We start from the raw sequence: 11,478 nt of genomic DNA, 5'->3' as shown, positions 1-11,478 counted from the left end.
CCGGCGCCTCCCTTCTTTTGCGTCCCTACTGCGTCAGCTGGCGGCGGACAGGAAGGCGAGGAGGTCCTGGCGGGTGACGAGGCCCTTGGGCTTGCCGTCCACGAGCACCACGGCCGCGCCCGACTTCTGGAGCACGCCCACCGCCTCGCTCACCGGCTCCCCGGAACCGAGCGTCGGCAGCGGCGGGGACATGTGCCGCTCGACGGGCTCGGCCAGCTTGCCGCGCTCGCCGACGAGGATGTCGAGCAGGTCCCGCTCCCGCACCGAGCCGACCACCTCGGCGGCCATGACCGGCGGCTCCTCCTTCATCACCGGAAGCTGCGACACCTCGTACTCCCGCATGATCGAGATCGCGGTCTCCACGCTCTCGTGCGGGTGGACGTGCACGAACTCCGGCAGCGTCCGGCCCTTGCGGGTGAGCACCTCGCCCACCCGGGCCTCCTCGGTGGACGGGATGAGGAACCCGTAGTCCGCCATCCACTCGTCGTTGAAGATCTTGGTGAGGTAGCCGCGGCCGCCGTCCGGCAGCAGCACCACGATCACCGCGTCCGGCTCGGCCCGCGCGGCGACGCGCAGCGCGGCGACGACCGCCATCCCGCAGGACCCGCCGACCAGCATCGCCTCCTCGCGGGCCAGCCGCCGGGTCATGTTGAACGAGTCCTTGTCGGACACCGCGATGATCTCGTCGCAGATGTCGCGGTCGTAGGTCTCGGGCCAGATGTCCTCGCCGACGCCCTCGACCAGGTAGGGCCGGCCGGTCCCGCCGGAGTACACCGAGCCCTCGGGGTCCGCGCCGATGATCTGCACCCGGCCGCCGGAGACCTCCTTGAGGTACCGGCCGGTGCCGCTGATGGTGCCGCCGGTGCCGATGCCCGCCACGAAGTGCGTGACGCGCCCCTCGGTCTGCTCCCAGATCTCCGGCCCGGTGGTCTCGTAGTGCGACCGCGGGTTCTCCTGGTTGGTGTACTGGTTCGGCTTCCACGCGCCTGGGATCTCCGCGGCCAGCCGGTCCGACACCGAGTAGTACGAGTCGGGGTGCTCGGGCGACACCGCCGACGGGCAGACCACGACCTCCGCGCCGTACGCGCGCAGCACGTCGATCTTGTCCCTGGCGACCTTGTCCGGGCAGACGAAGACGCAGCGGTAGCCGCGCTCCTGCGCGACGATGGCGAGCCCGACCCCGGTGTTGCCGGACGTCGGCTCGACGATCGTCCCGTTCGGCCGCAGCTCGCCGGAGCGCTCGGCGGCGTCGATCATCCGCACCGCGATGCGGTCCTTCACCGAGCCGCCGGGGTTGAAGTACTCCACCTTGGCGAGCACCTGCGGCCGGCCGCCGGCCGTGCCCCCGTCGATCACCTTGCGCAGCCGAACGAGGGGGGTGTTGCCCATCAGTTCGACGAGCGAGTCGTGTACGTGCACCGCGACATCCTTGTCGGTCAGTATGCCGATCTGAGCGTTGCGCCCCTGGTCGGCCCGCGTTTCGCGCGGGTTTCCGTGGACGCGGGTCCGGTTGGACACCCGCTTCGACGTTAGCCGAGAGCGGAGGCGGCAGGCATCAACACCTGGGGCTGGGGGTAGGAACTTAATCACGGAGGGTCAGCGACGCATGTGGAGAGCATTCACGGCACGCCGCATCGCGGCGGCCGCGGCGTACGGCGGCGGCGGCATCACGGCCCTCGGCGGCCTCACCTTCGGGCTCGTCGTGGCGGAGGCCAAGCTCGCCCGCCGGCTGATCACCGCGACGCCGGGCGCCGACCCCCCGGTCGCCGACGGGCTCTACGGCGGGACGCACGGCGGCGCCCCGCTGTCCCTCGTCATGCTCGGCGACTCGACCGCCGCCGGGCTCGGCGTGCACCGCCCGGACGAGACGCCCGCCGCGCTGCTGGCCACCGGCCTGTCGGCGATCGCGGACCGGCCGGTCCGGCTGACCAACGTGGCCCGCTCCGGGTCCCGCTCGCACGCGCTGTCCGGCCAGGTCGACCGGGCCCTGCAGACCCGGCCCGACCTCGCCGTCATCATGATCGGCGGCAACGACGTGACGGGGCGCGTGCCGCCCGCCGAGTCCGTCCGCCATCTCGGCTACGCGGTCGAGCGGCTCCGCGCCGCGGGCAGCGAGGTCGTGGTCGGCACCTGCCCCGACCTCGGCACCGTCAAGCCGCTGATGCAGCCGCTCCGGTACATCGCCCGCCGCGCCAGCCGCCAGCTCGCCGCCGCCCAGACCATCGCGGTGGTGGAACGCGGCGCCCGCTCGGTGTCGCTCGGCGATCTGCTCGGCCGCGAGTTCTCCGCCGACCCGCGCTCGATGTTCAGCGAGGACCGCTACCACCCGTCCGCCCGGGGGTACGCGTCCGCGTGCGCCGCCGTCCTGCCGTCGATGGCGTCCGCGCTGGGCCTGGAACCCGAGGTGGCCGACCGGCCGGCCGACATCCTGCCGGTCTACCTGGCCGCGGCCGAGGCCGCGGAGCAGTCCGGCACCGAGGTCCGCAAGGCCCCCACCGGCCGCCGGGCGACGCTCCTGCCCCGGCGCCAGCCACCGGAACCGGACCCCGAGAAGGCCAGGACCTGACCCTGGAGGCGCCTGGGGCCGACCGCTGAGAAGAACCGGGGCTCGTCCGGTCACCGGTGACGAGCCCCGGCCGTTCTCCATGCCTGCCGGGCCGGCCATCGCCCGCGCAAGCGGCGGCCGGACCGGCGGCGCGTGGAGTCCAGGGTCGGGCACCGGCCGCCCGCCCGCATGGGGCCGATGTCACCATCGGACCGGGATTCCGCAGGTCTGTGTATCAGCCGACCACCGGTCTCACCGTCAGGACTGGGCAGGGGCACATGTACGGAGACGCGGGCGGGCGGTTAGATTTGCGGGTAACCGGTGAGTAACACCGCACGGCCGCTGAGACAGGAGACCCGCAATGCCCGAGGCAGTCATCGTCGCCACCGCGCGCTCGCCGATCGGACGCGCCTTCAAGGGGTCGCTGAAGGACATGCGGCCCGACGACCTCACGGTCCAGATGGTCACCGCCGCGATGGCCCAGGTCCCGCAGCTGGATCCGAGCCAGATCGACGACCTGCTGCTCGGCTGCGGGCTGCCCGGCGGCGAGCAGGGGTACAACATGGGCCGGGTCGTGTCCGTCCTGATGGGCTGGGACAACGTGCCCGGGGCGACCATCACCCGGTACTGCTCGTCCTCCCTGCAGACGTCCCGGATGGCGCTGCACGCGATCCGCTCGGGAGAGGCCGACGTCATCGTGTCGGCGGGCGTCGAGACCGTGAGCCGCTTCGCCAAGGGCAGCAGCGACGGCCTTCCCGACACGCAGAACCCCAAGTTCGACGAGGCGCAGGCACGCACCGCCAAGGCGGGCGAGGGCGGCGCGCCCGTGTGGCGCGACCCCCGCGAGGACGGCGCCCTGCCCGACATCTACATCGCGATGGGCCAGACCGCCGAGAACGTCGCCGGGCTGCGCGGGATCAGCCGGCAGGCGCAGGACGAGTTCGGCGTCCGCTCGCAGAACCTCGCCGAGAAGGCCCTGGCCAACGGGTTCTGGGAGAAGGACATCACCCCGGTGACGCTCCCGGACGGCTCCGTCGTGTCCAAGGACGACGGCCCGCGGCCCGGCACGACGTACGAGAAGGTCTCGCAGCTGCAGCCGGTGTTCCGGCCGGACGGGACGGTCACCGCCGGGAACTGCTGCCCGCTGAACGACGGCGCCGCCGCGGTCGTCATCATGAGCGACACCAAGGCCGCCGAGCTCGGCATCACCCCGCTGGCCCGCATCGTGTCGACCGGCGTCACCGGCCTGTCCGCCGAGATCATGGGCCTCGGCCCGGTGGAGGCGTCGCGGCGCGCGCTGGCGCTGGCCGGCATGACCATCGACGACATCGACCTCGTGGAGATCAACGAGGCGTTCGCCGCGCAGGTGCTGCCGTCCGCCGAGGACCTTGGCATCGACCTCGACAAGCTGAACGTCAACGGCGGCGCGATCGCCGTCGGCCACCCGTTCGGGATGACCGGCGCCCGGATCACCTCCACGCTCGTCAACGGCCTCAAGTTCCACGACAAGCAGTTCGGGCTGGAGACGATGTGCGTGGGCGGCGGCCAGGGCATGGCGATGATCCTGGAGCGCCTTTCCTGACGTCCTCCGGGCCGCTCGCAGGTGGTCCGTACGAATTTCCGCCGCGCGCAGCGCGGGACGGCCTTCGTGCGGGCCACCTGCGCGTTTCCGGGGATCATCCCCGTTATCGATGATCTACGTTACGTCATGGATAGGTCGGCGTTAGGGGGTTGTCACGTGCGGGTTCCTGTTGCAGAGTCAGCAGGAAGAGCCCCGCGACCTGGAGGTGCCAATTGTCACTGAACCACTCGCCGGAGACGCACAGCAAGCTGATCGCCCGCATTCCGCAAGTCACAGGACGTGACATCCCCGAGTGGTTCACCGCCATCGAGAACGGCCCGTCGTTCACCCGCTGCGAGGAACGGAGCCACTGGCTGGCCGAGGAGCACAACCTCTCCCACGGCTACGCCTCGGCACTGGTGCGCGAACACGAGCGCACCCGCCGCGCACGGCACTACTGAGCACCCGGTACTACTGAGCACCCTCGTCCCGCCCGCCGCCGGGCATCCGGCGCGGCGCCGCGGACGAACCAGCCGACCGGGCCCGCCCGCCGACCGGCCGATCCGCCGGGGCTGAGGACGGCCCGCCAGCAGAACTTCATACCGTCTCACCGGACGTGGCGGGATCCCGCCAACGGACGCCCCCGCAGTCGTGCCGCCGATCCGCGCCACGACCCTGGCGCAGAGATCCCGCACAGATCAGCCCCACGCCGTCCGGCGTGGGGCTGATCAATGTCGAGCACGCGAGCGCGTGACCTGACCGGGAAGCGCTGCCGGCTAGTCCCTGCCCGCGTAGAGGTAGCTGAGCAGGCGGAGCATCTCCAGGTAGATCCAGACGAGGCTCAGCACGAGGCCGAACGCGCAGTACCAGGCGAACTTCTCGGGGGCCTGGACGCGGATGCCCTCCTCGATGGAGTCGAAGTCCAGCAGGAGGAAGAAGCAGCCGACGAGGATCGCGACGACGCTGAACACGTAGGCGAGCGGGTTGCCGGGGTCGCGGATGCCGAGCCCGTCGTCGCTGCCGAACATGTACATCACCATGTTGATCAGCATGAGCGCGAGCAGCGCGCCGCCGGCCGCGATGGTGAACTTGACGAGCTTGGGCGTGACCCGCACGATGCGCAGCGCGTACACGGCGAGCGTGGCGGCGAACGCCAGGGCCGTGCCGATCACGGCCTGGAACACCACGCCGTGGTACAGGTCGTTGTAGGCGTGGCTGATGATGCCGACCAGCACGCCGTACACCGCGGCGAACGCCAGCACCATCGGCGCGTTGGCCTTGCGGCCGAACGTGATGAACGCCCAGATCCCGATCTGGGCGATGAGCGCCACGACGAGGACCGGGACGGTGAGGCTCGGCGGCACGAGCACCCACGCCGCCGCCGCCGTGAGCACCAGCGTGAACAGGGTCATGAAGCCGCGGACGACGACGTCGTCCATGGTCATTGGCCTGGTGGGGGCGGGCGGCGCGTAGCCCGGCCCCTGACCCGCGTACGGCGGGGCTCCGTATCCGGGGGCGCCGTATCCGGCTGCGCCCTGACCGGGTGCGCCGTACGCCGGCGCGCCGTAACCGGGCGCGCCGTATGCCGCACCTCCGGCCCGCTGGTTGAAGGCGTTGCCCCGGAACGCCGGGTTCCTGCTCTCCATAGAGCCCTCCACTTCGGCCGACCTGGCCGTCCAGTCTATGCGGGGACGGCTCTGTGTGATCAGCCGGACCTGCCGAGCGTCGGGGAGACGTCAGTGCCCCTGGTCGGACTCGAACCGACACGATGGCTCTTTTAGGGAGCCCGCCTCTGCCATTGGGCTACAGGGGCGGCGTCATCATATCGAGTCAGGGACCGGTCACGGTGGGTCCCGCGGACCGGAGTGCACCCCCCAGACCACCCGAAAACCGGCGTTTCACATGGATCTCATACCGGCCGATCCGGCCGTTCTCGCAGGCCAGCGCGGACGCGGCCAGGTAGAGCAGCCAGACCCGCGCGCGACCGGGTCCGGCCAGCTCCGCGCATTCGTCCCAGTGGTGCTGTAGGCCCGTGGCCCAGGCCCGGAGGGTGCGCGCGTGGTCCTCACGCAGAGTGGTCACGGCCAGCACCTCGAGGCCCGCGTCGTCGAGTTCGTCGGCGAGCGCGCCGAGCCGCCGGGGCTCGGCGCCGTCCGGGACCAGGTAGCCGGCGGTGATCGCGCGCCGCCCGCCGTGCGGGGCGGAACCGCCGGTCGACTCCTCCAGGACGAGCCGGCCGCCGGGCGCGAGCAGGCCGGCCAGCCGGGACGCCGGACGGCCGACGGACGCCGCGTCCGCCAGCCCGACGATCGCGTCGTAGGGGCCGTCGCCCGCCATGGCCAGGTCCCGGCCGCGGGCCTCGACGGCGGCGCCGGCCGCGGCGGCCGCCGTGCGCACGCGCTCGGCCTGCTCGGGCGTGCGGGCCAGGGCGACGACCCGGGCGCCGTGCCGGAGGGCGGCGTGCAGGGCGAACGCGCCCCAGCCGCAGTTCAGGTCGAGGATCCGGGCGCCCGGGAACAGCCCGAGCCGCTCGGCGAGGGTCTCGTGGGCGGCTGACTGGGCCGTGTCAAGGTCGGTGGCCCCGGCCCATCGCCCGGTGCCGTGCGCCAGCCCGTCCCCGAAGAGCCTGGCGAAGAAAGCGGTCGGCTCCCCCAGCGGGGCGGCGTCCCCGTTCCCGCGCTCCTCGGGCGGCGCCTTCGGCTCGGGGCCGACGGCGCCGAGGGTGACGGCGGTGCGCACGATGTCGCGCTTGTCGTCCCCGCTCAGCCGGATCGGCCCGTCGCCGGCGCCCATCACCCGCTGGACGGCGTCGAGCGCCGCGAAGACGTCCCCCTCGATGTCCAGCTCACCGGCGACGTAGGCCCGGACGAAGCCCAGCTCGCCGGGCTTCCACAGCAGCCGGCGCAGCGCCCGCCGGTGCCGGACCACGTACGCGGGGGCGGCGGCCGGGCCGATGGCGCTGCCGTCCCAGGCGCGGACCCGGATCGGCAGGTCGTCCGCGCTCGCCCGCTCCTCGCCCAGCATGATCTTGGTGAGCAGCGGGACCAGCCGGGCGGCGACGCCCGCCGCGCCGGCGGCCGCCTCCGGGGCCGGCGCGGACGGCTCCGCCCGCGTGTCGTTCCAGGTGGCGTCTCCGTCGTGCATGGTGAGGGCGCCTCCTCCGCGGGCGATGCCGCCCGGTCACGCGGTCACGGTTCCCACGGTTCGCACGGGTCACACGTCCTGGCGCCGGCCGGCCGCGAGCTCGAACTCGAACCGCGGCGCCTCCAGCTCGCCGAGCGAGACGATCTCGCGCCGGAAGAAGGAGGCGAGCGTCCAGTCGACGGTGATCCGGAACTTGCGGTTGACGGTCGGCATCCGAGAAAGATGGTAAGTGCGGTGCATGAACCAGGCGGGGAGCCCGCGCAGCTTGATCCCGTAGACGTTCGCCACGCCTTTGTGCAGGCCGAGGCTCGCCACCGAGCCGACGTAGCTGTGCGCGTACGGCTTTCGCGGCTTCCCGCGCACATCCGCCACGATGTTGTCACCGAGACGCTTGGCCTGCCTGACCGCGTGCTGGGCGTTCGGTGCCGTGAAGTCGCCGGTGTCGGTGAGGTCGGGGACGGCGGCGTTGTCGCCCGCCGCGTAGACGTGCTCCAGCCCCTCGACGGTCAGCTCGGCGGTCGTCCGGATGCGTCCCTTCTCGTCCAGCGGCAGGTCGGTCCGCTTGAGGACGGGGTGCGGTTTCACGCCGGCCGTCCACACGAGCGTCCCGGCGTCGAACTCCTCGCCGTCGCTGAGCACGATGTGCCGGCCTTCGGCGGACTTGAGGAGCGTCTCCATCTTCACCTCGATGCCGCGGCGGCGCAGCGCCTCGGCGGTCCAGCGGCCCATCTCCGGCCCCACCTCGGGCAGGATCCGGGCGGTCGCCTCGACCATCAGCCAGCGCATCTCCCCGGGGTCGATCGACGGGTACCACCTGCAGGCGTCCCGCGCCATGTCCTCCAGCTCGGCCATGGCCTCGACGCCCGCGAACCCGGCGCCGACGAACACGAACGTCAGCGCCCGCCTCCTGACCTCCTCGTCGTCCGGGTTGGACGCGGCGATGTCGAGCTGGTGCAGGACGTGGTTGCGGAGGAAGATCGCCTCTTCGATGGTCTTGAACCCGATCCCGCACTCGGCGAGGCCGGGGATCGGCAGCGTCCGCGAGATCGAGCCGAGGGCGACCACGAGCATGTCGTAGCCGATCTCCCGCTCCGGGACCCCGGCGGTCCTGGTGCCCGCGGGCTGGACCGAGACCCGCCGGGCGGCGTGGTCGATCCGCGTGACGTAGCCGTTCATGATGCGGCAGCGCCGGAGGACCTTCCGGAGCGACACCACGACATGGCGCGGCTCCAGGTTCCCGGCCGCCGCCTCGGGGAGGAACGGCTGGTAGGTCATGTACGACTGGGGGTCGATCACGGTGACGGCCACGTCGCCGCGGCGCAGCTCCGCGCGCAGCTTCTTCTGCAGCCGCAGTGCCGTGTACATGCCGACGTACCCGCCGCCGATGATCACGATGTGCTTCGCGGAGTCCGTGGAGCGTTGGGAAGGCATGTCCGGAGCGATACCCGGATATGTGGCCCGCTCACCACTTCGCCCGTTTCATGAACTTCATCGACGGGCCCGGCATCTCACCGGATGTATCACCAGAAAGACGGTGGGACAGGGCCGGACGGGGGCGTCAAGCGGCCCGGAACGGCGCGGCCGGTGGGGGACCGGCCCGCCGCCGGGTCGCTCGGCCAGGCCCTGCCCCGCCGTCCGCTGGTCTCAACGGGGGAAGGGCGAGCATGGGGACTCCGCTGCCGAAGATCATCTGGGGGCCGCTGGCCGCCGCCGCGGTCGCCACCGCGCTCGCGGGATGCGGCCCGGCCGAGAACGCCGGTCCCGCCGCGGCCGAGGCCGGCGGCCCGGCGCCGCCGGCCGGCTCGACGACCGCCGGCGCCCCCGGCTCGGGCACGGGCACGGAGCCCGGCTCTCCCGGGACGGGAGCGCCCTCGGGCACGCCGTCGGCCGTCGACGCGCCCACCACCGGCCCCCCTGGCGGCGGGAAGGCCGGCGGCCCGGGCGGTGAGGCGCCCGCCGGCGAGGCGCCCGGGGTCGCCGGAGCCGGTGCCGGAGGGCCGCGCTGCACCGGCGCCATGCTGAGCGCGAGCCTCATCAACAGGTACTTCATCGAGACGAACCGCTACGTGACGCTGGTCCTGACCAACACGTCCGGGACGACCTGCACGGTCCGCGGCTGGTCCGATCTCCAGCTGGTCAACGCCGCAGGGCTCGTCCACACGAACGTCCTGCGCCACGGCACGCCGCAGACGGTCACCCTTCCCAGCGGGGGCCGGGCCTACGAGCGGTTGTACTGGACGTCGGAAACGGCCGCGGACGAGGGCGTCCCGTGCCGGCCCACCGCGAACGCCCTGAAGATCGTCCCGCCGGACGAGACCCGGCAGCTGGAGGCGCCCTGGCTTTACGGCGCGGTCTGCCAGCACGGCGACATCTCGCTCACTCCCCTGACGGCGAACCCGACGGGCGGCTGAGCCGATGACGTGCGCTCGCGCGGCTCCCCGAGACCGCGTCAGACACGGCCGTAGTCGCGGGCGCGGGTGAGGACGGTGTCGAGCATGTCCTCGGTGACGCGGCCGGTGAAGGTGTTCTGCTGGCTCGGGTGGTAGCAGCCGAGCAGCAGCACCGGTTCGCGGTGGGCCGCCGAGGGCGGCGGCACCAGCTCGGCCTCGGCGCCGTGGCCGAACTTCGGCCTGGGCCGCGGCACCCCGTAGCCCGCCTGCTTCAGGGCCGGCCACACGCCCTGCCAGGCGAAGCCGCCGAGGCACACGATGCAGCGGACGCTCGGCGCGACCATCTCGACCTCGCGGGCCAGCCACGGCAGGCAGGTCGTGCGCTCCAGCGGCGTCGGCTTGTTGTCGGGCGGCGCGCAGCGGACCGTCGCCGCCATCCGGGCGCCGATCAGCCGCTGCCCGTCGCCCGCGTGCACGCTGGTCGGCAGGGCCGCGAGGCCCACCCGGTGCAGCGACGCGAACAGCCAGTCGCCCGACCGGTCGCCGGTGAAGATCCGGCCGGTGCGGTTGCCGCCGTGCGCGGCGGGGGCGAGCCCCACGATCAGGACCCGCGGCTCCGCCGCGCCCCATCCGGCGATGGGCCGGCCCCAGTACTCCTCGTCCGCGAACGCCCTGCGCCGCTGGACGGCGACCTTCTCCCGCCACTCCACCAGGCGGTCGCAGGCACGGCACACCGACTGCCGGGCGGACAGCTCGTCCAGGTCCGGCGCCTTGGCGGCCAGCTCGACGACGTCGCCGGTGCCGTGGGCGACGGGGGTGTCCGGGGCGGCGGGGTCCTCCGGCCACCCGGAGCCGGGCGGCACGAAGGGGGCGTTGGCGGTCGGCATACCACCGATCGTCGCACGCCACGGGCGGTGGCCGGGTTCCGCCCATACCTCTGCTTTACCGGGCCGTATCGGTACGATGCGTTCGCCGGTCGGGGAGGCGGGTGTCCGGCGGACGCCGAGGGCGAAGCGGAGGCAGGCAGTGTCGCAACCGGGCTGGTATCCAGACCCCTACGGCACGGGCAGCCTGCGCTGGTGGGACGGGCAGAGCTGGACCGAGCGCCTCAACCCCGAGCCGGCCCGCCCGCCGCGGGTGCGGCTGCCCAGGCCGGAGCGGCCGGCGCACGAGGAGCAGGCCCCGGCGGCGACCTACGCCGCCCCGCACGTCCAGCGGGCGAGCTGGGGCTCGCGGCCCGCGGTCCAGCCGCTCGGCGTGCTGGTCCACGGCCTCCACCTGCACGCCGACGACCAGATCGTCGCCTACGGGAACACCTCGCTGGCCTGGCCGCACGTGGAGTGGGTGGCGTACTGGGCGGCGCGGCGACCGGCCGGATCCGGCCAGGGCCCGGGCACCCAGTGGATCTTCCAGGCGGGCCGGTACCCGTTTCGCTCCGGCCCCCGCGTCGAGGTCGTCATCGAACCCGACGCCCTGTCCCCCGCCGCGATGGCCCCCGGCCCGGGGCAGGGCGAGCCGGAGCAGGTGTGGGGGCGGCTGATCCAGCTGTGCCAGGAGTACGCCGAGCCGCGGCTCGTGGCCGAGCTCGCCGGACGGGTCCGGGCGGGCGAGTCGATCGACGTGGCGCAGGGCCTGACGTTCCATCCGGGCGGCGTCCGCGGCAACCGGGTGTCGCTGAGCTGGTCGGCCATCGCGGGCGCGACCGTGGACAGCGGCCGGGTGTGGATCCAGCAGGCCAGCAGCTCCTCGCCGATCCTCTACGTCCCGCAGCAGAACCCGAACGCGGTCCTGATCCCGGCGCTGCTGGCCCGGCTCAGGGGATGAGGCGCTGAGCGGGC

10 protein-coding genes and 1 tRNA gene are annotated in these 11,478 nt (G+C 73.1%); 5 read left to right on the top strand and 6 right to left on the bottom strand.

The features are described 5' to 3' along the window. Window positions 1-33: 33 nt before the first annotated feature. Entirely contained in the window at window positions 34-1,419 is a 1,386-nt protein-coding gene (locus tag IEZ03_RS24675; RefSeq protein WP_184881188.1) for a cystathionine beta-synthase, read from the bottom strand. 187 nt (window positions 1,420-1,606) lie between these two features. On the opposite strand from IEZ03_RS24675, the gene IEZ03_RS24670 reads away from it, so the two are divergent. The 3 genes from IEZ03_RS24670 (at window position 1,607) to IEZ03_RS24660 (ending at window position 4,567) form a co-directional block, all read left to right on the top strand. Beyond that, window positions 1,607-2,566, top strand: coding sequence for an SGNH/GDSL hydrolase family protein (locus tag IEZ03_RS24670; protein ID WP_184881186.1), 960 nt, complete (start codon window positions 1,607-1,609; stop codon window positions 2,564-2,566). A gap of 340 nt (window positions 2,567-2,906) precedes the next feature. Beyond that, on the top strand, window positions 2,907-4,127 hold the full coding sequence (locus tag IEZ03_RS24665; RefSeq protein WP_184881184.1) for an acetyl-CoA C-acetyltransferase: 1,221 nt from the start codon (window positions 2,907-2,909) through the stop codon (window positions 4,125-4,127). Between the two features lie 212 nt (window positions 4,128-4,339). Then, entirely contained in the window at window positions 4,340-4,567 is a 228-nt protein-coding gene (locus tag IEZ03_RS24660) for a DUF4287 domain-containing protein (protein ID WP_131878404.1), read from the top strand. Window positions 4,568-4,882: 315 nt separating this feature from the next. Here the strand turns inward: IEZ03_RS24660 and IEZ03_RS24655 are convergent, their stop codons facing one another. The 4 genes from IEZ03_RS24655 to IEZ03_RS24640 form a co-directional block, all read right to left on the bottom strand. Beyond that, on the bottom strand, window positions 4,883-5,752 hold the full coding sequence (locus IEZ03_RS24655; RefSeq protein ID WP_184881182.1) for a Bax inhibitor-1/YccA family protein: 870 nt from the start codon (window positions 5,750-5,752) through the stop codon (window positions 4,883-4,885). Between the two features lie 94 nt (window positions 5,753-5,846). Then, window positions 5,847-5,919 (bottom strand) — tRNA-Leu (locus IEZ03_RS24650). A 17-nt stretch (window positions 5,920-5,936) separates the two neighbouring features. Next, window positions 5,937-7,250 carry a class I SAM-dependent methyltransferase gene (locus tag IEZ03_RS24645; protein ID WP_184881180.1) on the bottom strand — a complete coding sequence of 438 codons (1,314 nt, stop codon included), beginning with the start codon at window positions 7,248-7,250 and terminating at the stop codon, window positions 5,937-5,939. Between the two features lie 69 nt (window positions 7,251-7,319). Then, complete coding sequence (locus tag IEZ03_RS24640) at window positions 7,320-8,681, bottom strand: NAD(P)/FAD-dependent oxidoreductase (protein ID WP_184881178.1); 1,362 nt, start codon at window positions 8,679-8,681, stop codon at window positions 7,320-7,322. A gap of 233 nt (window positions 8,682-8,914) precedes the next feature. Between IEZ03_RS24640 and IEZ03_RS24635 the strand changes: the two genes are divergently transcribed. After that, window positions 8,915-9,661: a DUF4232 domain-containing protein gene (locus IEZ03_RS24635; RefSeq protein WP_184881175.1), complete on the top strand. Its 747-nt coding sequence runs from the start codon at window positions 8,915-8,917 to the stop codon at window positions 9,659-9,661. Between the two features lie 38 nt (window positions 9,662-9,699). On the opposite strand, the gene IEZ03_RS24630 is transcribed toward IEZ03_RS24635, so the two are convergent. Next, entirely contained in the window at window positions 9,700-10,527 is an 828-nt protein-coding gene (locus IEZ03_RS24630; RefSeq protein WP_184881173.1) for a uracil-DNA glycosylase, read from the bottom strand. A gap of 139 nt (window positions 10,528-10,666) precedes the next feature. On the opposite strand from IEZ03_RS24630, the gene IEZ03_RS24625 reads away from it, so the two are divergent. After that, window positions 10,667-11,464: a DUF2510 domain-containing protein gene (locus IEZ03_RS24625; RefSeq protein ID WP_184881171.1), complete on the top strand. Its 798-nt coding sequence runs from the start codon at window positions 10,667-10,669 to the stop codon at window positions 11,462-11,464. The last annotated feature ends 14 nt before the right edge of the window (window positions 11,465-11,478 follow it).

This window comes from Actinomadura livida, from assembly GCF_014648675.1.
GTDB lineage: Bacteria > Actinomycetota > Actinomycetes > Streptosporangiales > Streptosporangiaceae > Spirillospora > Spirillospora livida.
Note: the sequence above shows the minus strand (reverse complement) of the source record. Positions and strands in the feature narration are given on the sequence as shown.

Coding starts and splice junctions, on each gene's coding strand:
- IEZ03_RS24630 (WP_184881173.1), bottom strand. CDS start 10,527: ATGCCGACCGCCAACGCCCCCTTCGTGCCGCCCGGCTCCGGGTGGCCG.
- IEZ03_RS24655 (WP_184881182.1), bottom strand. CDS start 5,752: ATGGAGAGCAGGAACCCGGCGTTCCGGGGCAACGCCTTCAACCAGCGG.
- IEZ03_RS24640 (WP_184881178.1), bottom strand. CDS start 8,681: ATGCCTTCCCAACGCTCCACGGACTCCGCGAAGCACATCGTGATCATC.
- IEZ03_RS24635 (WP_184881175.1), top strand. CDS start 8,915: ATGGGGACTCCGCTGCCGAAGATCATCTGGGGGCCGCTGGCCGCCGCC.
- IEZ03_RS24645 (WP_184881180.1), bottom strand. CDS start 7,250: ATGCACGACGGAGACGCCACCTGGAACGACACGCGGGCGGAGCCGTCC.
- IEZ03_RS24670 (WP_184881186.1), top strand. CDS start 1,607: ATGTGGAGAGCATTCACGGCACGCCGCATCGCGGCGGCCGCGGCGTAC.
- IEZ03_RS24665 (WP_184881184.1), top strand. CDS start 2,907: ATGCCCGAGGCAGTCATCGTCGCCACCGCGCGCTCGCCGATCGGACGC.